General features: G+C 60.2%; 21 protein-coding genes. 15 read left to right on the plus strand and 6 right to left on the minus strand.

Annotated elements, in window-relative coordinates:
• Position 1: 1 nt before the first annotated feature.
• Genes HNO81_RS16530 through HNO81_RS16545 form a run of 4 tightly spaced genes read left to right on the plus strand, consistent with a single transcriptional unit; the run spans position 2 to position 5,322 of the window.
• Positions 2–1,513 carry an SCO6880 family protein gene (locus HNO81_RS16530; protein ID WP_175319214.1) on the plus strand — a complete coding sequence of 504 codons (1,512 nt, stop codon included), beginning with the start codon at positions 2–4 and terminating at the stop codon, positions 1,511–1,513.
• Positions 1,513–3,132 carry an ATP/GTP-binding protein gene (locus tag HNO81_RS16535; RefSeq protein ID WP_175319194.1) on the plus strand — a complete coding sequence of 540 codons (1,620 nt, stop codon included), beginning with the start codon at positions 1,513–1,515 and terminating at the stop codon, positions 3,130–3,132. The genes HNO81_RS16530 and HNO81_RS16535 overlap by 1 nt, the downstream gene beginning before the upstream one ends.
• The gene (locus HNO81_RS16540) at positions 3,132–4,901 is read left to right on the plus strand and encodes a type IV secretory system conjugative DNA transfer family protein (protein ID WP_175319195.1); all 1,770 of its coding nucleotides are present in this window, start codon (positions 3,132–3,134) and stop codon (positions 4,899–4,901) included. Before HNO81_RS16535 ends, HNO81_RS16540 begins: the two co-directional genes overlap by 1 nt.
• Positions 4,894–5,322, plus strand: coding sequence for a DUF4913 domain-containing protein (locus HNO81_RS16545; protein ID WP_175319196.1), 429 nt, complete (start codon positions 4,894–4,896; stop codon positions 5,320–5,322). The genes HNO81_RS16540 and HNO81_RS16545 overlap by 8 nt, the downstream gene beginning before the upstream one ends.
• 299 nt (positions 5,323–5,621) lie before the next feature.
• Here HNO81_RS16545 and HNO81_RS16550 read toward each other — a convergent pair whose 3' ends face one another.
• Positions 5,622–5,951, minus strand: coding sequence for an Lsr2 family protein (locus tag HNO81_RS16550; protein WP_175319197.1), 330 nt, complete (start codon positions 5,949–5,951; stop codon positions 5,622–5,624).
• A gap of 512 nt (positions 5,952–6,463) precedes the next feature.
• On the opposite strand from HNO81_RS16550, the gene HNO81_RS16555 reads away from it, so the two are divergent.
• Positions 6,464–7,138: a bifunctional 2-polyprenyl-6-hydroxyphenol methylase/3-demethylubiquinol 3-O-methyltransferase UbiG gene (locus tag HNO81_RS16555; RefSeq protein WP_175319198.1), complete on the plus strand. Its 675-nt coding sequence runs from the start codon at positions 6,464–6,466 to the stop codon at positions 7,136–7,138.
• Positions 7,139–7,243: 105 nt separating this feature from the next.
• Here the strand turns inward: HNO81_RS16555 and HNO81_RS16560 are convergent, their stop codons facing one another.
• The gene (locus tag HNO81_RS16560; RefSeq protein ID WP_217509522.1) at positions 7,244–8,365 is read right to left on the minus strand and encodes an NUDIX domain-containing protein; all 1,122 of its coding nucleotides are present in this window, start codon (positions 8,363–8,365) and stop codon (positions 7,244–7,246) included.
• Entirely contained in the window at positions 8,362–9,186 is an 825-nt protein-coding gene (locus HNO81_RS16565) for a hypothetical protein (RefSeq protein WP_175319199.1), read from the minus strand. Before HNO81_RS16565 ends, HNO81_RS16560 begins: the two co-directional genes overlap by 4 nt.
• Positions 9,187–9,531: 345 nt before the next feature.
• Between HNO81_RS16565 and HNO81_RS16570 the strand changes: the two genes are divergently transcribed.
• A complete protein-coding gene (locus tag HNO81_RS16570; RefSeq protein WP_217509523.1) occupies positions 9,532–10,437 on the plus strand; it encodes a hypothetical protein in 906 nt (301 codons plus the stop codon).
• A gap of 1,120 nt (positions 10,438–11,557) precedes the next feature.
• Positions 11,558–12,847, plus strand: coding sequence for an ISL3 family transposase (locus tag HNO81_RS16575; protein ID WP_175319200.1), 1,290 nt, complete (start codon positions 11,558–11,560; stop codon positions 12,845–12,847).
• Between the two features lie 242 nt (positions 12,848–13,089).
• Here the strand turns inward: HNO81_RS16575 and HNO81_RS16580 are convergent, their stop codons facing one another.
• Together HNO81_RS16580 and HNO81_RS16585 are read right to left on the minus strand one after the other, a co-directional pair.
• A complete protein-coding gene (locus tag HNO81_RS16580) occupies positions 13,090–14,067 on the minus strand; it encodes a helix-turn-helix domain-containing protein (protein WP_371818299.1) in 978 nt (325 codons plus the stop codon).
• Between the two features lie 164 nt (positions 14,068–14,231).
• Entirely contained in the window at positions 14,232–15,425 is a 1,194-nt protein-coding gene (locus tag HNO81_RS16585; protein ID WP_175319202.1) for an ROK family transcriptional regulator, read from the minus strand.
• A gap of 554 nt (positions 15,426–15,979) precedes the next feature.
• Between HNO81_RS16585 and HNO81_RS16590 the strand changes: the two genes are divergently transcribed.
• From HNO81_RS16590 to HNO81_RS16625, 8 genes are all read left to right on the plus strand, one after another.
• Positions 15,980–17,017 (plus strand): zinc-binding dehydrogenase, encoded by a 1,038-nt coding sequence (locus tag HNO81_RS16590; protein WP_256399185.1) that lies wholly within the window; start codon positions 15,980–15,982, stop codon positions 17,015–17,017.
• A 24-nt stretch (positions 17,018–17,041) separates the two neighbouring features.
• The gene (locus HNO81_RS16595; RefSeq protein WP_175319204.1) at positions 17,042–18,412 is read left to right on the plus strand and encodes a sugar ABC transporter substrate-binding protein; all 1,371 of its coding nucleotides are present in this window, start codon (positions 17,042–17,044) and stop codon (positions 18,410–18,412) included.
• Positions 18,413–18,513: 101 nt separating this feature from the next.
• Positions 18,514–19,344 carry a carbohydrate ABC transporter permease gene (locus HNO81_RS16600; protein WP_175319205.1) on the plus strand — a complete coding sequence of 277 codons (831 nt, stop codon included), beginning with the start codon at positions 18,514–18,516 and terminating at the stop codon, positions 19,342–19,344.
• 11 nt (positions 19,345–19,355) lie between these two features.
• The gene (locus tag HNO81_RS16605; RefSeq protein WP_175319206.1) at positions 19,356–20,192 is read left to right on the plus strand and encodes a carbohydrate ABC transporter permease; all 837 of its coding nucleotides are present in this window, start codon (positions 19,356–19,358) and stop codon (positions 20,190–20,192) included.
• A gap of 38 nt (positions 20,193–20,230) precedes the next feature.
• Positions 20,231–21,070: a sugar phosphate isomerase/epimerase family protein gene (locus HNO81_RS16610; RefSeq protein WP_175319207.1), complete on the plus strand. Its 840-nt coding sequence runs from the start codon at positions 20,231–20,233 to the stop codon at positions 21,068–21,070.
• Entirely contained in the window at positions 21,070–21,939 is an 870-nt protein-coding gene (locus tag HNO81_RS16615; protein ID WP_175319208.1) for a sugar phosphate isomerase/epimerase, read from the plus strand. The genes HNO81_RS16610 and HNO81_RS16615 overlap by 1 nt, the downstream gene beginning before the upstream one ends.
• Positions 21,940–22,062: 123 nt before the next feature.
• Entirely contained in the window at positions 22,063–23,214 is a 1,152-nt protein-coding gene (locus HNO81_RS16620; protein WP_254703533.1) for a Gfo/Idh/MocA family protein, read from the plus strand.
• Positions 23,215–23,237: 23 nt separating this feature from the next.
• A complete protein-coding gene (locus tag HNO81_RS16625) occupies positions 23,238–24,239 on the plus strand; it encodes a sugar phosphate isomerase/epimerase (protein ID WP_175319210.1) in 1,002 nt (333 codons plus the stop codon).
• 744 nt (positions 24,240–24,983) lie between these two features.
• Here HNO81_RS16625 and HNO81_RS16630 read toward each other — a convergent pair.
• A complete protein-coding gene (locus HNO81_RS16630; protein ID WP_175319211.1) occupies positions 24,984–25,790 on the minus strand; it encodes a DeoR/GlpR family DNA-binding transcription regulator in 807 nt (268 codons plus the stop codon).
• Positions 25,791–25,866 lie beyond the last annotated feature (76 nt).

Genomic DNA, 25,866 nt, shown 5'->3' on the forward strand with positions numbered 1-25,866 from the left:
GATGGCAGCGATCGAGAACACATATAGGGAACCGACCTACGGCAACTGGCGGCGTCCGCGTAAGGCCGGCATCGGCACCCTTGGCGGGCTGGCAACAGCCGGTTTGTTTGTTGGCCTCATCATCACGGTGATCTGTCTCTTTGTCGGCGGCTGGTTCGCCGGGCTCGTTGCTCTGTTCATTCTTGGGGTGGCGTTGGCCGTCGTCTCGGTGACCGACAAGCACAACAAGTCCGTAGGGGAGCGGGTCTTCGCCCGGCTGGCGTTCCGCTCCGCACGGCGCAGACGCGCCAACATCTACCGCTCCGGTCCGTTGGGGCTGACGCCTTGGGGCGAGTTCCAGCTGCCGGGGATCTCTGCCGGTTCCAAGCTGTACGAGTTCACGGACTCCTATGGGCGCCCGTTCGCGTTGATCCACCTTCCCTCCACCGCGCACTACACCGTTGTTTTCGGCACGCAGCCTGACGGGGCGTCGCTGGTCGATCCCGAGCAGATTGATGCCTGGGTGGCTAACTGGGGCGGCTGGCTGGCCTCGTTGTCGAATGAACCTGCCGTCGTGGCTGCATCCGTCACGGTCGAAACTGCCCCCGATTCCGGGGCGCGGCTGCGCCGGGAAGTTGAGTCGAACATTCATGACGACGCCCCTGACATTGCCAAGGCCATGCTCCGGGAGGCGTTGGAAACCTATCCGCAGGGATCGGCCACGATCCGGGCGTGGGTCGCTTTGACGTTCAGCGCCGCTGCCCGGGCCGGCGGCAAGCGGCGCACCGCAGAAGAGATCGCAAGGGATCTCGCGTCACGGCTTCCCAGCCTGACCGAGCGTCTGGAATCCACCGGTGCCGGGGCATGCGCGCCGTTGAACGCCCAGGAACTGTGTGAGGTCGTTCGGGTCGCGTACGACCCGGCAGCGGCCCGGCTCATCGACGAAGCCCACTACCAGGGCACACCTGTCGACCTGGACTGGGGCGACGTCGGACCCTCAGCCCACCAGGCCGACTGGGACGGCTACCGCCACGATTCCGGCCACTCTGTGTCCTGGTCAATGACGGGCGCCCCGCGCGGACACATCCTGGCATCAGCGCTGGCCCGCCTGGTGGCACCGCACGGGGAAATTGCCCGCAAGCGCGTCACCTTGCTGTACCGGCCGATCGAAGCCGGCCGTGCGGCCGCCATCGTGGAGTCGGACCAGACCAGCGCCCTGACCCGGGCCTCCTCGACCAACCGGCCCACAGCCCGCGCCCTGGTCGATGCGCGCGCGGCGCAGGCAACCGCGGCGGAGGAAGCCAAGGGAGCCGGGCTGGTCAACTTCGGCATGGTGGTCACGGCCACGGTGCTGTCCCCCCGTGACCTTGAGGACGCCGTGGCCGTCGTGGAAGGCAACCTCGGCCCGTCGGCGCGCCTGCTGTTGCGGCGCGCCTACGGTTCACAGGATTCTGCCTTCGCCGCGTCCCTGCCACTGGGACTGGTCCTGCCCAAGCACCTGAAGGTTCCCGAAGAGATCCGCGAGGCCATGTGATGTTCGGCAGCAAGACCAAGCACCAGCGCACACCGGCCCCTGCCACGAAGCTCGCGGCCGCGGTCGCCCGCCGCCCGGGCCTGCGGGGCTGGCGCGGCCGCGGACAGGGCGAAGCCGTCTACGTCACGGCAGCCGACGAATGGCGCGGAACATCGGTCCAAGTCTGCGGTCTCTGGCCGTTCGTGGGCGGGTCCGGCACCCCGATTCTGGGAGTGCCGATCGGGGTTCACACCGACACCGGAGCGCCCTTCGGGGCAGATCCGATCAGCTGGTTCATGCACGGCATGATCAACAACCCCTCCATGTTCGTCCTCGGCCTGCCGCACTACGGCAAGTCCACCCTGGTTCGGCACATCGTCCTGGGCCTGGCAGGCCGGAGCATCAACCCGTTGATCCTCGGTGACCTGAAGCCGGACTATGTTGACCTGATCGAAGCCCTCGGCGGGCAGGTCATCAGTCTGGGTCCTGGCCGTGGTCATTTGAACGTCCTGGATCCCGGCGAGGCTACCGGCGCATCCGTCAGACTGCTCGCTTCGGCCGAGGAACACCGGGCCAAGGCGAACCGGACCCTGAACGATCCAGATGGCGACCAGGCCGCGGCCGCGCAGCTGCTCGCGGCAGCCGTGAAGGCAGAGAAGCTGGCAGAACAGCTGATGGCCGACTCGCACAACCGGCGCCTGAACATGATCACGGCGCTGATCACCATCGTGCGGAACGCAAAGCCCAGCGCCCACGAGGAATCCCTGATTGACCGGGCCCTGCACATCCTGGACGAGCGACTGGACCGCGTTCCCCTGATCGGGGATCTGATCGAGGTCATCAAAGACGCCCCCGACGAGCTGCGGGCGATAGCTCTGGACCGTGGCGATATGAGCCGCTACCTCGACGCGACCGACCAGCTGCGCCAGTCGCTGTACTCCCTCGACGGCTCGGGCCGGTTCTCAGACATGTTCTCCCAGCCCACCGATCAGCCGATGGACCTGACCAAACCCGTGGTCTTCGACCTGTCAGGGATCTCCGACACGCAGCGGGACATCCAAGCGGCCTGCCTGCTGGCCTGCTGGTCAACCGGGTTCGCCACCGTCCAGGTGGCCCACACCCTGGCCGACGCCGGCCTGGAACCGCGCCGGAACTACTTCGTCGTCATGGACGAACTGTGGCGGGCACTGCGCTCCGGTGAAGGCATGGTCGACCGGGTTGACTCGCTCACCCGGCTGAACCGGACCGAGGGAGTCGGGCAGGCCATGATCACGCACACCATGAGCGACCTCGAAGCCCTGCCCACCGAATCCGAGAGGATGAAAGCGCGCGGATTCGTCGAACGCTCCGGCATGGTTGTCTGCGGCGCGCTCCCCGGAGCCGAAATGGAAAAACTCAACAAAGCCGTCACCCTCTCCCGGGCCGAGCAAGCCCGCCTCATCTCATGGGCAGACCCCGGGTCATGGACCGACGTCGGAGGATCCCGCAAACGCGTACGCCCGGGCCTGGGCAAGTTCCTCTTCAAAGTCGGCGGCCGCCCCGGGATCCCCGTCGCGCTCAAACTGACCAGCGTTGAGGAGAAACTGCACGATACAAACAAGCGCTGGACGATTAGCCGGAACGGCGAAGGGGACAACTGATGGGTGCACCAAGCAGCGGCAAGCGTACCCGGATGGATACCGAAACCATCCTCCTTTGGGTCTTCATCACCGCCGTGGTGCTCGGTGTCGGCTCGGTGGCCGCTGCCGTGCACCTGGGCTCGATCCTGTCCAATGACGGCCAGACCTTGCCGGCGAACCCGTTTGAACTGGTCTTCAGCCTGTTCTCGCACAAGGTCACGTGGCCCGCGGCCGCCACCTGGGTACTGATCGGCTTCGGCGTCCTCATCATCCTGGTGACCGTCCTTGTGGTCCGTGCGGTGCTGCACCGACGGTCCAAGCGCTCACGGGTGGACGCCGCAGCCCAGCACATGGCCAAAGGCCGGGACCTGCGCGCCCTGAGCCTGCGCGGAGCAACAGCCACCGCCGAACGTCTCGGGGTAAAGGGCTCGCCCGGAGTCCCGGTCGGTAAGACCGTCCTGGGCGGGCAGATGGTCTACGGCTCCTGGGAAGACATGCACATCGACATTTGGGGGCCCCGGACGGGCAAGACGACCTCCCGGGCCATCCCGGCGATCCTCGCTGCCCCGGGATCGGCGTTGGTGACCTCGAACAAGCGGGACATCGTTGACGGAACCCGCGACGTCCGCGCAGCCGAGGGCCCCGTGTGGGTCTTCGACCCGCAGTCGGTCACACTCGAGGAACCCTCTTGGTGGTGGAACCCCCTGTCCTATGTCACGGATGAAGTGAAAGCTGCACGCCTGGCTGACCACTTCGCGGCCGGCTCGCGCGGCCCGGACGCCAAGACGGACGCCTACTTCGACCCGGCTGGCCAGGATCTCCTTGCCGGGCTCCTGCTCGCCGCCGCCCTCGACGACCGCCCGATCACGCAGGTGCACACCTGGTTGACCCGGCCCACTGACGACGAAGCAGTGGACATCCTCAAAGCCCACGGCTTCACCCAGACCTCCAACGCGGTCGGCGGCGTCATCAACGCACCCGAGAAGCAACGCGGCGGCGTGTACGGCACGGCACTGCAGATGGCCTCCTGCCTCACCAACCGGCAAGTCGCCCGCTGGGTCACCCCGCAGGACGACAACGACACCCGGCCCCAGTTCGACCCGGCAGCATTCGTCCGCTCCAAGGGCACCCTGTACAGCCTGTCCAAGGAAGGCAAGGGCACAGCCGGCCCGCTGGTGACCGCACTGACCGTAGCCACAGTCGAGGCCGCCGAAGAACTCGCCGTCCACTCTCCCGGCGGCCGTCTGGCCACACCCATGGTCGGTGTCCTGGACGAAGCAGCCAACGTCTGCCGCTGGCGCGAGCTGCCGAACCTCTACAGCCACTACGGTTCCCGGGGCATCGTCCTGATGACCATCCTCCAGTCCTGGTCCCAAGGCGTGGAGGTGTGGGGCCGCGACGGGATGCGCAAGCTCTGGAGCGCGTCCAACATCAAGGTCTACGGCGGCGGTGTCGCCGAAGCTGAGTTCCTGAACGAGCTCGCGCAGCTCGTGGGGGAATACCGGTACTCCAACATGACCAGAAGCCGCTCCAAACAAGGCACGTCCTACAGCCACGACGACGACCGCAAAGAACGCACCCTGGACGTGTCAGACCTCGCCGCGTTTCCCCGTGGCCGCGCCATCATGTTCGCCTCCGGCGCCCCCGCGGCATTGCTGGAGACGGTGCCTTGGATGAGCGGTCCGCAGGCTGAGGCGGTGCGTGCCTCCATCGCCGCACATGACCCTGCGAACAGGCCGGCGGCCGCGGCCGGGAACCGATGGATCGCCGCTGGCGCCTCCAATGACTGAAGGCCTGGGGGAGTGGGACGACGATCTCGAGGACGCCACAACCGCCGCCCTCATGGAACCGGCCGAGGAGGACTCGGACGCCCCTGAGCTGTTCTACCCGAACGTCGCCGAATTCGTCAGCGGCAAGCTGGCCACCAGCTACCGCCGGCAGCTCAACGTCCAGGGCGGTGTGACATGGTGCCCGCAATGGTGGAAGCACGCCGAAGCGATCAGCCGCCTCGAAGCGCTCTGGCGGGCCTGGGAATTCCTGCGCCTGGACGGCACCACAGGGATGAGTGTGTGGTGGCGCGACCACGCAGACCACCACATGTCGGTCCTGCTCTCAACAGACGGCCCGTTCAAAGGCTGCACCCCGGACGACGGCCACCGCTCCAAACTCGCCCCTCTACCCTGTGAAGAACCACCCCCAGGGCTGTTCTAAAGGGGACATGTTAGCCAACGCTCAAGGTGACCACGCGGGCTGTCCATAGTTGGGGTCAATCCGGGTTATCCACGGCTGCGCATCGGGAGCCATCGGGAAAGCTCCCTCAGCAGCAGTAGGGGTGGACAACCCATCAGGTTTGTCCCCGGCTGTGGGCAGCAATCCAATTGTCCAACGGGCTTTGGACAATTGGATAACAGACTCACCTCGAAGGAAAGAAGCGCACGCCAGCTGATTCCCCTACGTCCGAGCAGGACGTGAACCTATCTGGATTCCGTCCTGATTTCGCTTTTCTGTTTCTAATGAGCGGCTTCGTACTTCTCTATGACTTCCGCTTGGATACGACCACGTGTATTTACCTGGATACCATTCTCAACCGCCCACATCCGTACCGCTTTAGCGTCCGGACCACCTTGCGAGGACTTCGTCCGGGCCGCCGGACGACCGCGTCCACCAGATACCTTGCGTCCAGCATCCGTGAAGCGGGCCAAGACTCCGCGAAGTTCGTTCGCGTGCCCCTCATTCAGATCAATCACGTATTCACTGCCGTCGAGGGCGAAAGATACCGTTTCGCTAGCTTCAGAGCCATCAATATCATCTTCCAGAACCACGACTGTCTTTTTTGCCATAAAACAAGGTTAACAGCCTGCTGAACGAACACATGAGCCCCTTCGATGCGCAATTTTTAGCGCGGCCAATGGGACTGATCACGGACCGCGTCCAACTCTCGATTTGCCTGAGCCGTCGGGAAGGATGCTCGGTCGAGACAACAGCCGCTATGCGAGCCGGTCGACAGTTAGGGTCAATCCGAGTTATCCGTCAATCCATCCATGAGTTGGTTGTCAACCGCAACTACTGCTGCTGAAGGTGCTTTCCCGATGGCTCCCTGTTTCAACCGTTCTCCCGGTTGGTGCGGAACAATTGTTCGGAGTGTCACAGGGCAATCGTGCAGGGGGCCAGCATCCTGCCTGGGTGGGCAAGAGTCCTGCCGACCGTAGGGGCCCAAGGATTACCAAACTCGCAAACCCTCCGTCGCCCCGTAAAAGCAATCCTCCAGAGCTCACCGAGCATTTGTCGAGGATAGGATGATGAATGTCGTCCACACTGAACGTGCTGATTCGCGTATGACAAAGAGGGGCCCATGGGAGAAGAGTTGGCTGCACCAAGCCTATCCACGGACGACTACTTGTCGATCAATCAACGGACCTACGAAGCACTGGCGGACCAATACTACGAACGTAGCAGCCAAGACTTTCATAACGACATCCCGATCGTCGACCGTATCTGGTCTCTACTAGAAACGGTCGTCGAACGACGGCCGCTTGAAATCCTCGATGTGGGATGCGGTCATGGCGTGAACCTGAAAATGTTCAGTGACTTGGGAGCCATTACTACAGGTTTTGATTTTTCCCCGGCAATGTTATCGGTCGCGCATACTATTTCGCCGAGCAGCCTACTAGTTCAAGGCGACTTCATGGCACATGATTGGGATGCCAAGTATGACTTGGTTTTCGCAAAAGCATTTCTACATTTGTTCCCATTTCACGACTGCCCCAAAATCATCCAGTCAATGAAGTCGATAGTGCGAGACGACGGACTTATTTATTTAGCGACGACACTGGCAGCCACAAGCGACGAGGGGTACATCGTCAAGCACGACTACAGAGGGAACCTCTCACGATTTCGCCGTAATTGGACGCAGGGAGAATTGAAGCAATTTCTCCTAGAACAGGGGTTGGTTATCCGCGGGGAATGGATCAATGATGAACCACTCCGGGAAAAAACATGGCAGCATGTTATCGTAAGCGCTTGGTAATATCTGAAGGATAATCGGGTGCTGCGCAATAGACCATTTCTATTCGTCGCCCAAGACATTTGATCGTTGTCAATCAAACAGGTGCTGGTGTAGAAGGTCCTCCCCTTACTGATTAAACAGCCAATACTTGATGTCTTCACTAATCTGTGTAATAGCCGCGGCCAAGGGCAGATTTAGGGGAAAGACCCTTCCGGAGTCGGCCAATTCCTGCAACTCAGAAGGCGTGATCCAAATACCCCTATTTTTTAGCGCACCAGTCGGGCTATCACGACGCACCGTCTCGGCTAGGAATACGACCGATAAATAATTTAGCCTACCACGCAATGCTACCGCCGCCAGCGGTCTAGAAATTTCCGCTTCGAAGGACTGGCCCAGATCCGGAACCCCACCCGTCGAAAATGAATAGAGACGGTTTATAATCAGACCGCTTTCTTCTAGAAGCTCACGGTTGGCAGCTTCGAGAAATGACTCCCCATCTTCCAGGTGGCCTTGGGGAAACTCAAGCATTCCCTCATACTCCGAGTCTTTCTGGCTTGCCGTAATTCTATGTTGCAGATAGACCTTGAAACCTGTGCCTGATCTAGATACTGGGACTATGGTTGCTACCGTCGGAATCCTATTCTTGGTGCGTGAAACGGTCAGCCGCAAGTAAAGCAAAGCGTCGTAGCGGTGCGCAGTCGAATGTTCTGAAGAACTAATTTCCTGACTGGCGAGGTCTAAACATGGATATTCAATTGTATGATCGATATCGTAGCCAGCAGCTTGAGCGACCGATATCCATGGTTCCGAGAGTGCAGGCAATGAGGCTTCTTGACGCAGATCTTCAGCGGTTGTTTCCTTTGGCGTTTTCTGGGGAGAGAAAACCGCTAAAGAATCGGCATCGATAACTAAAGATATGACTGCATCAGAAGCTAGATGTGGCAAGAGACTTACCAAGAGTGACCGTAACATACTGGGTGTTGAGATGCCGTAAATCACTGCGTAGTCGGCAGACTTCGGCAATTTCTTGATGTTTTCCGTATCGGAGATCATCCAGGTCAAGCGAGAGTGCGCAAGTACATAAGCGACCTTACCCTGGCCGTCTTTTGAGACATCGAGGCAAAGGGCTTCATCCTTGAGCAACAATGTGGGACGCGTTAATTCAACCAGCAGTCGGCGCAGGAGGGGCCGTGCGGCGGAATCCCTATCAGAGGCAAAAGACCCGGAGAGGAAGTTTCCCGCTGTCACTCGTTCTCGCCTACACGCTCTTGCATCAGCTGCGTATCGGCTGCATTCAGTGAGCTGCGGTTCGCGATCCAGTCCCTAATCAGTTCGTAGCCCGCAGCACTCGTAGCAAGACGCATGCATCCATTCTCCGGACCGACCCAATCTGAGTTCGCGGCCGCCCAGGTGTACGGGCCCCAATACACGGCTACGCCTTCAACTGCTATTGCATAGATTGAGGGATCAGACCGATAATGGACGATTTCAATGGAACAGCTCGACCGCCCTAGACTGAAGTCTCCCCGCTCCAGAAGCTCGGTCACAATTGAACTGATGCTCTGAGAGTAACGCCGATTTCGCTGAGCCTGGTCAGAGGGGTCCGTCTCTCCAGGCAAAAGACGTTCGGCTATGAAATTTGGATCAATGCTGGACAGCACGATATTTGCGTGCCCGGAGACGCGGCCACTTGAAAGATCATCAGCTACTTCTCGAATGAGATCAGACATCGACCGAATGCGACCACCGATGAATCGGATCTTAGCCGGCTCCTCAGCCCGGGATCGTCGAACGGCATGTTGTATATCAGAAATAATGTCCGAACGCGCCTGACGCATATTGTCGTATGTCTTAATCGATTCTTCCTGAGATCGGATTAGCGTCTTGAGTTCGATAAGGGTCCACACGATGGCGTTCGCGGCTGCAAAGTAGAACACCGGTAGGTATTGCTGCAGGGGCGGGATCAGGCCGAAGACAACGACGCAAGCGAGCGAAATGCCGGCAACAAGGGCATTCCAATTTCGGAGAAGGAAAAGTAGTATACGCCCGTAGCGGCTCTGCTTATTCACGCTTAGTCCCTCGTTGAATGATAGCCAGTGGCCCTCATTCAATCACACCACATCACCGGTGACCGGCTTTGGCCTTGAACGTTGCTGAAGGCGCTCAGATGGTACAGCCGGTGGTTGGTGTCATTGGACGCGTAGGCAGCACCTGCTGGCCCAGTCAGGGAGCTTGTAGTTGTTGAACGGTGGCAGTCAGTAACGGGAGCTGACATCAAGAAGACTTAGGTCACGCCAGGAAAGGACTCGGATTCGTCCAATAAAACCAACGTCACAGCGGGAAACCGTAAGGTGGCAACGTCGTCCGATTCTACGAAGATGTCGGTCGGGATACGATCTGGACAGGAGGACCTGATGGACAACGACCAAATGAATGAATTCGGGCTGTCATGGGCGCAGCGCAGGGTGCAGGCTTTTCACGAAGCCGCTGGGCATCCCGTGGCCGCGCATCCGAGGCCTCTAGGACCAGACCGGCTGAAGCATCGAGTCGCCTGGATGCAGGAGGAACTCGAAGAACTTGCCGCAGCCGCCACTCTTGTGGACCAGACCGACGCCGTCATTGACCTCATGTACTTTGCGCTCGGAACACTCGTTGAGATGGGCATCGATGGGGAAGGTCCGTTTCAAATTGTTCATCAGGCCAATTTGCGAAAGGTGACGAGTTCTGGCATCACGAGCCGTGAACATGATGGGAAGATCCAGAAACCTGCGGGCTGGGTAACTCCTGAATATGAGATAGCAAGTTCTATAGTTTCGTCGTACTCGCCTTTTGTGCTGGTCCGCGCAGAAGAATCAGAATCGTGCGCGGCGGTCCTTGAAATGGTGAGCCGTTCGTTGGGCGCCGCTGACTGGACCAAGGGGAGGTACCATCAAGCACTTCCGCCTCTGATTAATCCGAAAGAATCCCTAGGTATTCCACTCGATACCGTAGAACCCTTCTTGCTGGCTGCTAATGCACCTCTACGAGAGGAGTTCATTCCAATTGAACAAATGAGTGAGGCAACCTTCGCCGATGCTATCGCGGAAAGCTTAGCGGAGTTCCCAAGTACATTTGCTGCCTTTCAGCCGGGGGAGGTTTACAGGTCACAAAAGTCTCCGATCCGCTACGCCCTCATTTTCAAACTAATCGGCGACACGGTGCATCTTGTGGATCCCGACGAAAAGAACCCCGGATTGCATTCCGTACACGTGGATGATCTATTCGCGGGAGTCAAAGCTGCGCAGGACGGGCTTCATCGAGTAGATCGGCGGAAAGAGTGAAGGGGTCACACTCTAACGAGACCGTCCCTCCACGTCCACTTACCCGCATGCTTTTGAATATTGACGCGGAAACGTGTCCTTTCGGATGCACATACTGCTTTGCAAAATTTGGTGATTACCTACCCCCAACAGGATTAGCGGAACTAGAAGCTAGCCCAGAACTAGGCGCCGAGGTCGATATTCTGTATCCGGCCTGCGATTCGGATCTCTTCGCACGGCAGGACTTTGATTCTATTTTGCGGCGCGTCAGCCGCTTCGGAAAGTCTGTGAGTATCTCAACGAAAGCTTCGATCGGAGATCGTGCTGTCGCGTCCTTAAAAGCATTGCAGCGTGAACTAGAGGCAGTCTCTGCGGTAGTCAAAGTAGGAATTTCCGTATCCACCAAATATGCGGTCCCTTCAATTGAGCCGCGTACTCCCAGCTACAAGTCCCGTCTACGCTCATTGTCTAGGCTGCAACAAGAAGGGATACCCTCGGCACTTGCCCTGCGCCCACTCCTGTCCGACGTCTCTACTGACGAGTACGCAGAAATCCTCGAGGACTGCAGTGAGCTAACCGACCGAGTCCTCATTGGAGATGAGTGGCTCGATCGGGGAGAGCGGGTGCGTCAGGCGCAAGCCGTTCATGGAAGCGTTATGGTCTCCAAAGCCACGGTTAATTGGCTTCCGAGCAAGCCGGAGTGGTCACAAAGGTCACAGCCGGGGCGCGCAGACGCACTAAGACTAGTCGCCGACAACTTGGGGTTCCGTCTCTTCGAATCCGATTTGGACTTGATGGAGGATATTCTCAGGCATTAGATAGCTCCTCGGCTTAACCAGGCCCTGCCAATAACGACCCAACCCTGAATACCGGTTATCCGGCAAATGCAGCTGAGGTGGGCATGGTAGCCATCTGCCTGGCGACGACATGATTGGAGGCGTCTGCTGCTGGCGCCTCCAAGGCATCCACTTAGCAAAGCTCGGTTGAGGGCGAAAGACTACTGCAATTTCAGGACTATCAAGCTTTAGGGGCTCTTCGCGGTTAGTGGGGAATTGAGTTCGTGTCGTTGAAGACAAAGGGGCCCGTGGCCCTGCTGGGATGAGTGTGTCTAAGCATTCAACCTGGAACAGGACCACGAGCCGTGATCGAGCCTACCGGGGTCGCAGCCGACGCTGCCACCATTCTTTTCAACCTGCCCGACTACCGCGTCATTTCCACCACTATTGTCGCCGGCCGCCGGCAGGTCATCATCGAAACGGATCAGCCGCCGGGCTGCCCCAGCTGCGGTGTCATCGCCTCCCGGCGGAAGGAACGCCGCGTGCAGCGGCTCCGCGATGTCCCAGTCGCCGGGCCGGTGGAAGTGCTCTGGTCCAAGTACCGATGGTACTGCGAAGAGCCAGCGTGCGACCGGCTCTCATTCTTTGAATCCACGCCCCAAGTCCCGCACCGCGCCCGCTCGACGACCCGGCTTCGGGACCAGCTCGTGGACGCGGTCATCCGCTCCGGACGGGCGGTGTCGGAAACAGCGGCCGGCTTCGCCGTGTCCTGGTGGATGGTCCGGGCCGCGGTGACAGAGGCGTGCCTGCTGCAGTTGCCGGACGTGGACAAGCTCAGCCCTCGAATGCTGGGCATCGATGAGCACAGGTTCCGGTCGGTGCGCTATTTCCAGGACCCGGGAACGAAGGCATGGACCCGGTTCGAGCCGTGGATGACGACCATCGTCGATCTGGACACCGGCCAGGTCCTTGGCGTTGTTGACGGGCGGGACCACAAGGGCGTCGGGGACTGGCTGTTCGCCCGGCCTCTGGAATGGCGCCTGGCGGTGCAGGTCGTCGCCATCGATCCGTCGGCGGCGTTCCGCAAGGCGTTGCGGATGTGGCTTCCGCGGACCGCTGTCGCGGTTGATCATTTCCACTTGATCTCGCTGGCCAACCAGGCCATGACCGAGACCCGGCAGAACCTCTCCCAACAGGTCAAGGGCCGCCGCGGACGGGCGATCGATAAGGCCTGGGCCCACCGCATGCTTCTGCTGCGAGGCGGCGACACCCTCAGCAGCCGCGCCGCCCACCGGCTCGAGGAAGTCTTCGCCGTCGACGATCCGACCGGAACCCTCCGGGCGGTCTGGCAGGTCAAAGAACAACTCCGGGCACTACTCCGAACCGGCTCCCTCGAAGACGCGGCGACGGCCAAGAAGGTACTTGAGGAACTGGTCATCGCAGCCGCACGGCAGGAGACGAACAGGCTCTACCGCACCGTATGCCGGTGGTGGAAAGAGATCGAGGTGCTGATCATTACCGGCGCCACGACAGGAAAGGTCGAGGCCAACAACACCGCGATCAAAAACATCAAGCGAACCGCCCGCGGCTACCGAAACGCAGCCAACTACAAATCGGTTATTCTATTGAGAAGTGCCACCCGGACGGCGGCATGACGCTCATTCCAGGGATCCCTTTCCCCACTAACCGCGAAGAGCCGCTTTAGGGCCCTGGGTATACTTCGCCAAGTTAGGGTCTAGGGGATAGCACTGTAACGTGCACAAAAGGCTTTGAGGACCCTTATCTGACAGTCTTTGGCCGTGTTACCTGACGTCAGGTAAGGGTGTACTTCTACGAGATGATCCTGCGTGTCTGAAATTCGCTGCCATCGAACCTAAGATCCCAGCACAGTGACCCGTTAGGGCTTTAGTGACTCCTGCAGTTGCTGGAGTGCGTAACGAATAAGGAGCTCCGAACGGTTTATCTCCCTCACATTCATCCCAGTGAACTCTTTCACTGCGCGGCGCATGCTTTGCACGTTGGTGAATCCGCAGGATGTGGCTATTTCTTCATAGGTGACTCTTTGGGTGGGGTCGGATGTGAGGAGGAGCTGGAGAGCTTTGCGTGTTCTCAGGGCGCGTATCCTCTCTCCTAAATGGAGTTTTTCATCTTCGAAGAAGTAGAACAGAGAGCGACGGGACAGGTTGAATCTTTCGGCGATCGTTGCCGCATTCAGATTCGGGGTGTCGTAACTGTCATCGATGTACTTCTTTACGGCCTTCCCCAGCGCTGGTTTCTGCGCTTCTTCGTCGGTGGGCGCTCCTAGCAGGGAACCCACGAGGGTTGCCATCACCGATCGGAGGATGTCGGCGGTACCTGAGACTTCTTCTTGAATGCCTGGCCGCTTCCAGCTCATGAGCGCAGGAATCACGAAAGTGCCCACAATTGGATGCTTTGAGAGGTCAGGCAAGCGAAGCAGGGATCCCGTCGCAGCTTCGTTGATCTCCAAGCTGCTACGGTCGATGTTGAGTTGCAATGCGTGAAAGCCTTCGGGAGCATCAAAGCCACCGGCCGCCGAGGCATCGACGAACCTGACGGAGCCCGGTGATACTGGCTCATGTGCGCCGTCGAGAGCGAGGGTTAAACCGCGAGCTTCCCGAAAATAGACCAGGCGCAGATCGTTGCTGTCGGGATTTGGTGCCCATGAACCCAATGCGGGGCCATTCAACATTTCTATGAGGCTGAATCCTGGGCCGGCGAGATTGATGGCTGAAGGATTGAAGGAAACAGGGGTCTGCCGTGCTGATTTTTCCAAACGCATCGGGGTTTCGACGGCACTGCCGTACCAAGCTCGCCAATGTTCAAACCTTTGTTCGGGGCTGAGCCCTTCGGGCACAACATACCGCTGCAAACGGCCGCTGTTGCCGTTAGCAGATGGGGGCGCGTCGTCCTCCCTTACCATCTGAACCAGGTGGTAAAGGAGGGGGTGGCGACCGTGTCTCGGGGAAGGTTGCTTGGGTTCATCAGACTGGTCGGAGAACTTCTACTAGGAACACAATTTTATCCAGCACGCCTTTGCTGTCCGCCGAGGTGAGGTGTAGTTGCGAGATCATTGACTCGGTGCGGGGCAAGGGCATGTTCGACAGCAAGAATGCTCGCCCCAACGACTCCAGCTTCGGGGCCTGTTTCGGACTGGATAATGGTGAGGTGTTGGGTTGCCAACGGTGTCGAACGTGCATAGATCGTTTCACGGATACCGGCGATGAGATGTTCTCCGGATCGCGCAAGCGATCCGCCGACGACGATCAGGGAGGGGTTAATGAAACTCACACACATATTCAACATTTCCCCGATGTCCCGGCCTGCTTGTCGGACTGCTTGGATAGCAGCCAAGTCGCCAGAACGCACGAACGAGACAACATCGTCCGCGGTAAATGCCTCGAGACCGTTGTCACGGAGATGGGCGGCGATGGCAGGCGCGCCGGCAATCGCTTCCAAGCAGGCAGTCTTGCCGCAACGGCACTGAATTCCTGCCGCATTGGAGACGGCTATATGGCCAACGTCGCCAGCGACTCCTGCCGCCCCCCGCTGCAACGTCCCTCCACTGATAACCCCGGAGCCGATACCAGTGGCGACTTTGAGGAAGATCATGTTGTCCTCGCTGGGCCAGCACGTAGCCCGCTCCCCGATAGCCATGATGTTGACATCGTTGTCGACGAGTATGGGAACCTCAAAGGTCCGCTGGAGGTAAGTCGGGACGTCGAATCCGTCCCATCCAGGCATGATCGGGGGGCTGGTCGGCTTTCCGGTGGAGTGTTCAACCGGACCGGGAAGCCCGATGCCGACAGCGACGATGTCCGACGCTGGCCGGTTCATCGCTTTTAGGTGACTGCTCAGCGTCATCGCTACGCAATCAAGAACAATTTCCGGTCCCCGCGAAATCTCAAGTGGTTCAGTTGTTTCAATCAAAATCCCTCCCGACAAGTCGGTGAGAGCTACTGTCACGTGAGTGGCGCCGACGTCAGCGGCAGCGGCCACCCTCGCACCAGGGTTGAAGGCTAACCGTGCAGAGGGCCGGCCCCCGGTGGACGCCGCATCCGAGACGGGCACGACTAGGCCGAGCTCCAGGAGTGGTTCGAGGCGAGAACTAATGGCCCCTCGACCCAAGCCCGTTATCGCAGCCATGTCGGCCCTTGTTCGCGGGTGCCCGTCCCGCAGAATACGCAACAGTTCGCCCGGTCCGTCGTTACCCATATATCTCCATTCGGGAATGTCAAAACATCTGCCTGGTGAGCTTCAGCTCTGAGACGTCCAACTCACAGGCCAAAGGGCCCTCTTGTCCACTTAGTGTCAAGTCCGCGATTGATGCCGTCCAGTCGTCGATGTTCTTACCGTCAAAAAGTGCAGCTTCAGCATGAATTTCCTCGGCTTAAACATCAAAAGGTGCAGACTTTTGCTTTGAGTCTGACAAAAGCGACGTGCTCCGTGTCACTCTTTCGTCATGCAAGTCGACGGAGCCACTAGCCCCTTCAGCTACGAAGGGCGACGGTCGTCATGTCGAGTTCAGGTTGAGATTTACAGCAGGGCACTGAACAGCCACAACGGGAACACGGGCGTGGCAGTCAGCAACACACCGGGGCCGCGGGCAACCGTTCGGGCGGCACCGGCCCGAGTATCCAGAGGCGTTGGGCACGACAAGACCGCTGTTAGTGGCGGCTTTTCGTAGACGAACCTTTGGCCAACGCAGTTACCCATCCCATTGGCAAGCAGCACGGTGAAACGAGAAAGCAATTCCTATGAGAGACACAATGACAGCGGTGCGACTTCACGCGCCGGGAGACCTTCGACTTGATGAAGTCCCTGTACCCGAGCCTCGCTCGGGCGAAGTTTTGGTCAAAGTCTGGCGAAGCGGAATCTGCGGTACCGACTTGCACATCGCCAAAGGCACGTTCCCGGCGCCTAACCTGCCGCTGACCCTGGGGCATGAATTCTCTGGGACCATTGTCGGCCTCGGTTCAAACACCGGTGCTCTGGCTTTGAATGACAACGTCGTCGTCGATATCAACATCGCCTGTGGCCATTGTTTTTTCTGTCGGCGGGGCCAAAAGCTCTTCTGCCCGGCAGTCTCGCAACTCGGTGTCCATTCCCCTGGCGGTCTCGCCGAGTACGTCGTCGTGCCCGTATCAAACGTGTACGTCCTGCCGTCAACGCTGAGCCTGGACGCAGCTGCGTATGTTGAACCGCTTGCCTGCGCGATTCATGGCCAGGACCGGATCGGGATTAAGTCGGGGGAGCGCGTCCTTATCATCGGGGGTGGCCCGATGGGGCTGGCTCACATTGCCTTGTCCAAACTCGGCGGTGCGAGCAACGTGATCGTCTCAGAACCGGATCCGGACCGTCGGGCGGTTGCCAAACGACTCGGTGCCGACAACGTTCTCAGCCCTTTTGCCAGCGGCTTCGCCGAGGAAATCGCCGACATGACCGACGGTGTGGGGCCCGACGTGGTCATCGAAGCCGTCGGCTCCATCCCCACCTACGAAGCAGCGATTTCTCTCGTACGCCGGGGTGGGCGGGTGCTTGCCTACGGGGCGGCGCCTCAGACGGCCTCCATGTCTTTGCGGCCTTTTGATATCTATTCCAAAGAGCTCACCATTGTCGGCTCCTACGCCGGCACCTACGACACCTGGCCCCGTGCCATCGAGCTGCTCGCGTCAGGACGGTTCGACCCGGACCTGATTGTTGACTCCGTCCGGCCGCTTAGCGAAGCGATCGAAGCCATCCGCGGCCTGGAGACGGACAAATCCATTGTTAAGGTCCACATCCAGATGACCCCTTCCACCTCCTAACGCTCTACCAACCGTCCTATTTCGATGAAGAAAGAGACCAACATGAAAGTTAGCCAGAAACGGACCGCGAAGCTGCGGATCGGGGCTCTCGGCGTGATTACCGCTGCGGCGGTAGCGTTGAGCGGCTGCGCTGCCGGCGCACCTCAGAACGAGTCAGGCAAGAAGACGCTGAATGCGATTTTCCTTCCTGCCGACTGGGGCAAGGTCGTGCAGGAGAAACTCGCTCCCGAGTATGAGAAGGAAACCGGGGTGAAGGTGAATGTCGAACTTGTGGGTCGGGATGCGATCCACGAAAAGATGGCCACTCTGTTCGCCGGGCAGGACTCCAGTTACGACATCTTCAACGTTGACTACAACTGGATTCCGGAATTCGGTAAGGGCGGCCACTTGGTTCCCCTGGACAACGCGATCCAGGACAAAGAGGACTTTCTACCGCTGAGCCTCAAGGTCGCCACTTGGGATAACAAACTCCTGGGAATTCCGCAGACGGTCCACCCGGCGACGCTCTGGTATAACAGCGCACTTTATGGCGATCAGTCGATGAAGGACCAGTACCAGGCCGAAACCGGGCGTGCGCTTGCTGTACCGAAGACCATGGACGAGTGGCTAACCCAGGTTAAGTTCTTCAACGGCAAGACATTCAAGGGCCAGAAGCTTTCAGGCTGGGCCGCGCAGGCCGCCAAGGGCTTTGGCAACGTGCATACGTGGCTGAGCTTCGCCTATTCCTTCGGCTGCAATCCGTTCAACGCCGACTTCACGAAATCGACTCTGACGACGCCTGAGTGCATCGGGGCCACCGAGCGTTGGTCCGAGATGATGAAGTACATGCCCGCGGGAGCCAACGACTTCACGTACGACAGTGTTACTACCGCGGCGCAGCAGGGCTCGATCGCTACAGCCATCCAGTGGTCCTGGGGCCAGACCGCCACCGACAACCCGTCCGCGTCCAAGACCGTAGGGGACTGGCAGATGACGACGATTCCGACGGGCCCGACCGGGATCAGTTCGGCGCATCTAGCAGAATGGGTGATCTCGGTATCCAAGTACTCCAAGAACACCGAGGAGGCCACGAAGTTCGCTGTTTGGCTCGAGTCGAAGAAAAACGACGTTCTGCAGGCAAACAATGGCGGAGGCGACCCTGTGCGCGCCTCCAGCTACTCTGACCCGACCTTGACCGAGCAGAAGATCGAGGGCAACGGAGCTGCCCGCTTCCGGCGTCTGCCCACGACTCTGGAGGCGATGAAGACGGCACAGCCCAGGCCTTTCTTCCCCGGCGAAGAAAGCTGGGAAACGGCCCTGAGCACCGAACTCAGCGCCATTTCGCTGGGCCAGCGCGGTGTACAAGAGGGTCTGTCCCGCGCTAACGACGCCATAGACAAGAACCTCTCCCAGTAATGACCACATCAATTACAGAGTCTCGGGTGTCCCGGAAAGCCGCTCGGCCTTCCGGGGCCCCCGGGGGGCGCCGACCCAAGAAACTCGGACGCTACTTCGCGATGTCTCCCGGCCTGCTCTTTTTGGCCGCGCTCTCCCTTTACCCCACGCTCTACTCACTCGTCGTCTCCTTCACGCGGTGGAACCTGTCGAGCGGTGAAGCGGCCCGCTTCGTCGGCGTTGACAACTTTGTCGGTCTGCTGACCGACGGGCTGTTCTGGAACTCGGTTCGCGTAACCCTGGTGTTCGTGTTCTTCTCGGTGCTGATAGAGCTTGCTCTTAGCTTTGGGCTGGCTCTTCTCTTCTTCCGCGGCTTTCCGGGGGATAAGTTGCTCCGGGCCTTGATCATGATGCCTATGCTCTGCGCGCCGGTGGTCGTGGGCCTGCTGGCCCGCTTCAGCCTTGAACCCACGTACGGGATCGTCAATCAACTTATGCGGAGCATTGGTCTTCCAACCACGGAATTCCTAGGGAATGTCGACCTGGCGCTGCCAACGCTGATAGCCATCGACGTTTGGCAGTGGACGCCGTTCCTGTTCCTCATATTGCTCGCCGCCATGCAGGGCCTCCCCGAGGAGGTCATCGAGGCATCCAAGATCGACGGCGCTTCGTGGCCCCGCATTATCTGGCACCAGTTTCTTCCGCTGCTGCGCTACCCGATCCTTGTGGGCGTGCTCCTGCGGCTCATTGATTCATTCCGTGTCTACGACATCGTCTACATGACGACCCGTGGCGGACCGGTTGATGCAACTTCGACCATGTCCTGGCAGATCTACAACGTGGGGTTCCGCGCTTTCAATATCTCGTACGCCGCCGCGTTCTCGTGGCTGCTGCTCCTGCTCGTTCTACTGGCCGCCAATTCGCTCATGCGGCGAATGGTCGCACGCTCTTGAAGGGTCCCGTCATGTCCGTAGCGCATCGCCGCAGCATCAACTGGAACGTGGGAGTGCGTGCCGCCGTGGCCGTCATCTGCACGTTTCTCTTCATCGCCCCCGTCCTGTGGATGGTCACGACGGCCTTCAAAACCGGAAACCAGGCATTCTCCGGAGAAATCCACTGGTTCTTCACACCCACCCTTGAAAACTTCAATGAAGTTCTCGGCGGTACCAGGCTCACCTACGCGCTGATCAACAGCCTGCAGGTATCAGTGATTTCCTCCGTCGTGGCGATTCTGCTCGCCTCCGGCATCGCCTACCCCTTGGCCCGACATGAGTTCAGGGGCAGGGATCAGATCGCGGGAACAATCCTGTCCCTGCGCATCGTGCCTCCGATCGTGACCATCATCCCGCTGTTCCTGGTCATGCGGACCATCGGCCTGAACGGTTCGCTGCTCTCCATCATCATTCTTCACGTCTTCATGAACCTGCCGCTGGCTGTCTGGCTGCTGCGCGGCTTCTACGAAGACGTTCCTAAGGAAATTGAGGAAGCAGGGGCTATCGACGGCCTGGGCAACATCGGAATCTTTTTCCGAATGGTCCTCCCGCTGGCCATGCCAGGCGTCGCCTCAACTGCACTCCTGTGCTTCGTTTTCTCCTGGAACGAGTTTCTCTTTGCGAGCGTCCTGTCCAACGCCGGCAGCCAAACCGTCACAGTGGCCCTCACTCAGTATGTGACCCCGGTGGGGACGGAGTGGACCTTGATCATGGCGGCGGGAACCGTAGTGGCGGTTCCGGTATGGCTGGCAGCACTGGCCGCCCAGAAATACCTCGTCCGCGGTCTCTCCCTCGGCGCGGTCAAATAACGCGCCCCTCCAAATACAGCCTGAAAGGCAGTTCAAACATGTTCCGTTATACCTACAACACCCTCGTCTACGGCAGCGAACCCATCGAAACCGGCATTGAGCGTATCGCCAAAGCCGGCTATAACGGCGTCGAACTGGTCGGGGAACCAGAACAACAGGACGAAGCCGCTCTCCGTTCCGCCCTTAACCAGCATCAGGTAAGTGCCTCGTCCATCGTCAGTATCTACACGCCGGAACGCGACATCGTCAGCTCGACCCCCGAGGTCCGCGCGAACGCCATCAAATACGTCAAGGGAAACATCGATTACGCAGCAAGGCTGAGTGCTGAAGTCGTAACGTTCACTCCCACGGCATGCATGAAGATCGTGCCCGAAGCAGACATCAAACAAGAATGGGCATGGGCCGTTGAAGCCGCAACCGAGCTCGCGGCATACGCAGGGGACAACGGCGTGCGCCTGGCCCTGGAACCGTGGAACCGCTACGAGACGTACCTCATCAACAGAACCGAACAGGCACTGCAGTTCCTGGACGAAGTCGACAGCCCGCACATCGGTTATATGGTCGACACCTTCCACATGTCCATCGAAGAACGCGACATCGCAGAGTCCATCCGCAAAGCAGGAAACCGCTTGGCACATGTCCATCTCGCCGACAGCAACCGGGCTGCCCCCGGATACGGGCACTTGGACTTCGAACCCATCATCCAGGCAATCCTCGACGCCGAATACAAAGGCTGGATCTCCTACGAGCTGCTGCCCGCAGCCGGAGACGTTTGGGGCGTGCTGAGCGGTGCCGGAGCACCCGAGTTCAAAGACGAATACACCGGGGCGGCAATTCAGCACACGCGTGCGATCGAACGCCGTCTGGGAGGCCTGTAATGCCGGCCAATCCCATCGGGCTCAGCACCTTCATCCTCGCCTCACCCTTCTCCGTCGAGGAGGCGTGGGCCTTCGACCGTGTAGCGGAGCTCGGCTACGACGTCATCGAAGTGTGTATCGAGGACCCGCAAAGGATCACGCCAGAATGGCTCGTCCAGGAATCCCAGAGGACAGGGATCGACGTCGGAATTTGCGGCGCGTTTGGTCCTGACCGGGACGTGTCAGATCCCGATTCCCACCGGCGTGAGAACGGCATCGCCTACCTTCGCGGCTGCATTGACGTAGCAGCGGCAGTCGGTTCACCTCATGTTGCCGGGCCCATGTTCTCTGCGACGGGCAGGGCAGAACTCTTGGAAGCCGCTGAGCGCCAGGCCCGGTGGCAAAACAGCGTGGAAAGCCTGCGCGCCGTAGCCGACTACGCCGCCGATCGCGGAGTAAGACTCGCCATCGAGCCGCTCAACCGCTTTGAAACGGACATGGTCAACACCGTCGAACAAGGGCTGAACCTGTGCGATGACATTGGCAGGGAAAACGTGGGACTTCTTGTCGACACGTTCCACATGAACATCGAAGAAAAAGACATTGCCGATGCGGTCCGTAAGGCCGGATCGCGGATCTTCCACGTTCAGGTCTCAGAAAATGACAGGGGTACCCCCGGATCGGGCCACGTCCCTTGGGACACCTTTTTCCAGTCGCTGCAGGACATCAAGTACTCAGGTCAGATCGTGGTCGAGTCATTCCTGCCCACCGTGAAGGAAATCGCCCGAGCCGTCTCGCTGTGGCGTCCTGTGGCGCCATCAATGGAAAGCCTCTCGGAAGACGGTTTGGCTTTTATCAAAACCATGCTGAGCGAAAGATCTCAGCTATAACAGCAATGCCCCGGATCACCTGCGGGGCTAGCGCGCGCCCTCCAGTGATCGGTCGATAGCCTCACCCGGATCCTGTCAGCGCTGCACCCACCGCCTCACGAACCCATGAGAAAGGACAGCACGATGTCCCACCCAAGCAACCCTCCCAAACCCCTTGGGGTGGCCGCGATTGGTTATGCCTTCATGGGCAAGGCCCATTCCAACGCGTGGCGGAATGTGGCCAGCTTCTTCGACGTCCCGGCCTTCGAGCAGAAGGTCCTGGTAGGCCGGGACGCCGACGCCGTGGCGGAGGCAGCCGCGAAGTATGGCTGGGCCGAATCGGCCACGGACTGGCGGACCGTGATCACCCGGGACGACATCGACATTGTGGATATTTGCGCCCCTGGCTGGATGCACGCCGAGATCGCTGTCGCCGCACTGGAGGCAGGCAAGCACGTGCTGGTGGAAAAACCGCTGGCGAACACCCTGGCCGAGGCCGAACTCATGACCGCCGCGGCCGCTAAGGCCCGGGCCAGGGGCGTGCAGTCGATGATCGGCTTTAACTACCGCCGCGTCCCGGCCCTGGCCTTGGCCAGGGAGCTGATCGCGGAAGGCCGGCTGGGCACGGTCCGGCACGTCCGCGCGGCCTATTTGCAGGACTGGCTCGCCGACGCCCAGGCGCCCATGACGTGGCGGCTCCAGAAGGAAACCGCCGGGTCCGGCGCGCTCGGGGACATCGCCAGCCACGCCATCGACCAGGTCCTCTTCCTCCTGGGCGACCAGGTCACCGAGGTCAGCGGCCGGCTGAACACCTTCGTGGGCCGCCGCCCCGGCGCTGCGGGCACCGAGCAGGTAACGGTCGACGACGCCGCCTGGGCCACGCTGTCCCTCACCTCCGGGGCCATCGCCTCAGTGGAGGTGTCCCGGGTGGCCACCGGCAGGAAGAACTCGCTGCAGATCGAGGTGTACGGCGAGAAGGGCAGCCTCCTGTTCGACCTGGAAAACCTCAACGAGCTCGGCTTCCTTGACGCCACGCTGCCCGTCCGGGAACAGGGCTTCCGCCGGATCCTGGTCAACGAGCCGGAGCACCCGTATCTCGGCGCGTGGTGGCCGCAGGGGCATATCATCGGCTGGGAACACACCTTCACGCACCAGGTCCGCGACTTCCTCACCGCCATCATGGACGGAACGCAGCCGTCGCCGTCGTTCGAAGAAGGACTGAACGTCCAGCACATCCTCAGTGCCGTGGAGGAATCCGCAGCCAATAAGAGCACCCTCACCGTCGTGCGCCACTAGCGCCCCACCACCAAGGAGCCCCCATGCCCCGCCCCTTCACCCTGTTCACCGGCCAGTGGGCCGACCTGCCCTTCGAAGAAGTCGCGCGCCTGGCCTCCGGCTGGGGCTACGACGGACTGGAAATCGCCGTCTCCGGCGACCACCTGGACGCCTGGCGCTGGGACGAACCCGGCTACGTCGAGTCCAAACTCGAGATCCTGGACAAGTACAACCTCAAAGTCTGGGCCATCTCCAACCACCTCAAGGGCCAGGCAGTCTGCGATGACCCCATCGACTTCCGGCACCAGGCCATCGTCGGCTCCAAAGTCTGGGGCGACGGCGACCCCGAAGGAGTCCGCACCCGCGCCGCCGAGGAAATGAAACACACCGCCCGGCTCGCCAAAGCACTGGGCGTGGACACCGTGGTCGGGTTCACCGGCTCCGCCATCTGGCAGTACGTGGCCATGTTCCCGCCCGTCCCGGAAAAAGTCATCGACGCCGGCTACCAGGACTTCGCCGACCGCTGGAACCCCATCCTGGACGTCTTCGACGAACAAGGCGTCCGGTTCGCCCACGAAGTCCACCCCTCCGAGATCGCCTACGACTACTGGACCACCGTCCGCACCCTCGAAGCGATCGGCCACCGCGAAGCATTCGGCCTGAACTGGGACCCCTCGCACATGATGTGGCAAGGCATCGACCCCGTCTCCTTCATCTGGGACTTCAAGGACCGGATCTACCACGTGGACTGCAAGGACACCAAGATCCGCCAAACCGGACGCAACACCGTCATGGGCTCCCACCTGCCCTGGGGCGACCCCCGCCGCGGCTGGGACTTCGTCTCCGCCGGCCGCGGCGACGTCCCCTGGGAAGCCTCCTTCCGGGCCCTGACCGCCATCGGCTACGACGGCCCCATCTCCGTGGAATGGGAAGACGCCGGCATGGACCGCCTCCACGGCGCCCCCGAAGCCCTCGCCGCCCTCAAGAAATACGACTTCCCCGCCTCCCAAACCAGCTTCGACGCCGCCTTCAACAGCAAGGACTGAGGGCGCGGTGGCCTTTAGACGCTTATAGGCGGTGCGCCCGAACCGACCATCCCGTGGGGACAGGACAACGCGAACACCCCGCTTATCGGCTTTGACATTGAAGGCACCGAAGTCATTGGAGGCCTCGTAGACCAAGGTAAAGGCAAGTTCCTCTGAGAACCGGCCTGCGGACCGCCTGCGCGGCAGGCATAGTCGTTGCGGCCATGCAATCGCCTATCAGGCGACTCGTTGGATCGAAAACCCGACCGTAGGAATCAACCCAGTGGTTCGCCCCCCAGACCGTAGCAGCGGCCGATCCGCTTATCAGGAGCCAGTATGTGTCTTCACAGCCATGGACAGGTTAGTGTTCAACCACCCCACCTAGTTAGAGCAGATCTCTCGCTGTCCGAGCAGGATTGCTTCCTTGAATTTGAGTACTGCGGGGAACTTCCCTGCAAGGGCACCGTCATCATGGGGGTAGAAATGGCCATTGGACACCGCGGGAACGTCAGGCACTGCTGCGTCGAGTTCATGGACGGCGCGTCGGCAGGGACACTGACATACGATTTTCGTGGGCATTGGCAGGTTAACCATGGCGTAGCAGTATCAGCAACGAGGGCCAACACTGTGCGGGGGCGTTTTCCGTCTTGGTCTTTTCGGGGTCGGACGCCCGATGTGCCTCTCTCTGCGTTCGTTATCCACAACGGGGCGACGACAGACTGCGGCGTATTCGTGTCCGAAGGCATGCCACCGACTGGTAAAGGATCACGCGGTTTCCACTTGGAGGCCTGCTGATCGCAACGACGCAAGCATCTGAGGGTCGATGCCACTGTCAGTGATAAGGAGGTCGACATCGGCGAGATCCGCATGTTTGCAGTTGCTGACCTTCCCGAACTTACTGTGGTCGGCCAGTAGTATGCGGCGCCGGGCGCTGGCGTGCATGAGCCGTTTCACGGCGGCTTCAGCTGCGTCCTGGGTAGTGAGGCCCCGATCGAGGGAGACGGCTGTTGTGCCGAGGAAAGCTATGTCGACGTTGATGTCTGCTAGTGCCCGGGCTGCCCAGTCATCTACCTCAGCATAGGTGACCGGCCGGATGCGGCCGCCAAGGGTGTATACGGTCAGCAAGGGGGCGTCCATGAGAGCGATAGCTATAGAGAGCGTGTTGGTGTAGATCCTCAGGGTACGGTCCCGCGGCAGGATTTCGGCCAGCTTTGCTGTCGTGGATCCACCGTCGATGAGGACGGAGCCGTTGCCGGGCAGGTGCTGGAGGGCGGCCCGAGCGATGCGGGCCTTCTCCTCGGAAAGGGCGGTTCTCGCGGCCAGAGGAGGTTCATACGTGAGGCGTCCGACGGGGATCGCTCCGCCGTGCACGCGGCGAAGCAACCCGAGTTGCTCCAGGGCGACCAAGTCTTTGCGGACTGTCTCGTTCGTTACCCCAAGTTCCAGAGCGATGGCCGCGGCATCAGCACGACCATTTGACCGGAGAGTAGCGAGGATGAATTCTCTTCTTTGGTCAGCATATGGAATGCGCGTGTCCGGACGTCCGGTCGCCTGTTCTGCAGCTGGGGTCATGGCTACCTCCGATAGAGCGGCCTAGGGCGTGTCTCCTAAACCTGGGTTGGTTTAGGCGGGATGCTTGATGGGTGTC

Origin of the sequence: Pseudarthrobacter sp. C4D7 (assembly GCF_013359725.1) — a bacterium.
Classification (GTDB): Bacteria; Actinomycetota; Actinomycetes; order Actinomycetales; family Micrococcaceae; genus Arthrobacter.

Coding starts and splice junctions, on each gene's coding strand:
- HNO81_RS16605 (WP_175319206.1), top strand. CDS start 19,356: ATGTCCGTAGCGCATCGCCGCAGCATCAACTGGAACGTGGGAGTGCGT.
- HNO81_RS16630 (WP_175319211.1), bottom strand. CDS start 25,790: ATGACCCCAGCTGCAGAACAGGCGACCGGACGTCCGGACACGCGCATT.
- HNO81_RS16620 (WP_254703533.1), top strand. CDS start 22,063: ATGTCCCACCCAAGCAACCCTCCCAAACCCCTTGGGGTGGCCGCGATT.
- HNO81_RS16585 (WP_175319202.1), bottom strand. CDS start 15,425: ATGGGTAACGACGGACCGGGCGAACTGTTGCGTATTCTGCGGGACGGG.
- HNO81_RS16530 (WP_175319214.1), top strand. CDS start 2: ATGGCAGCGATCGAGAACACATATAGGGAACCGACCTACGGCAACTGG.
- HNO81_RS16610 (WP_175319207.1), top strand. CDS start 20,231: ATGTTCCGTTATACCTACAACACCCTCGTCTACGGCAGCGAACCCATC.
- HNO81_RS16600 (WP_175319205.1), top strand. CDS start 18,514: ATGTCTCCCGGCCTGCTCTTTTTGGCCGCGCTCTCCCTTTACCCCACG.
- HNO81_RS16595 (WP_175319204.1), top strand. CDS start 17,042: ATGAAGAAAGAGACCAACATGAAAGTTAGCCAGAAACGGACCGCGAAG.
- HNO81_RS16615 (WP_175319208.1), top strand. CDS start 21,070: ATGCCGGCCAATCCCATCGGGCTCAGCACCTTCATCCTCGCCTCACCC.
- HNO81_RS16550 (WP_175319197.1), bottom strand. CDS start 5,951: ATGGCAAAAAAGACAGTCGTGGTTCTGGAAGATGATATTGATGGCTCT.
- HNO81_RS16545 (WP_175319196.1), top strand. CDS start 4,894: ATGACTGAAGGCCTGGGGGAGTGGGACGACGATCTCGAGGACGCCACA.
- HNO81_RS16625 (WP_175319210.1), top strand. CDS start 23,238: ATGCCCCGCCCCTTCACCCTGTTCACCGGCCAGTGGGCCGACCTGCCC.
- HNO81_RS16555 (WP_175319198.1), top strand. CDS start 6,464: ATGGGAGAAGAGTTGGCTGCACCAAGCCTATCCACGGACGACTACTTG.
- HNO81_RS16535 (WP_175319194.1), top strand. CDS start 1,513: ATGTTCGGCAGCAAGACCAAGCACCAGCGCACACCGGCCCCTGCCACG.
- HNO81_RS16540 (WP_175319195.1), top strand. CDS start 3,132: ATGGGTGCACCAAGCAGCGGCAAGCGTACCCGGATGGATACCGAAACC.
- HNO81_RS16570 (WP_217509523.1), top strand. CDS start 9,532: ATGGACAACGACCAAATGAATGAATTCGGGCTGTCATGGGCGCAGCGC.
- HNO81_RS16590 (WP_256399185.1), top strand. CDS start 15,980: ATGACAGCGGTGCGACTTCACGCGCCGGGAGACCTTCGACTTGATGAA.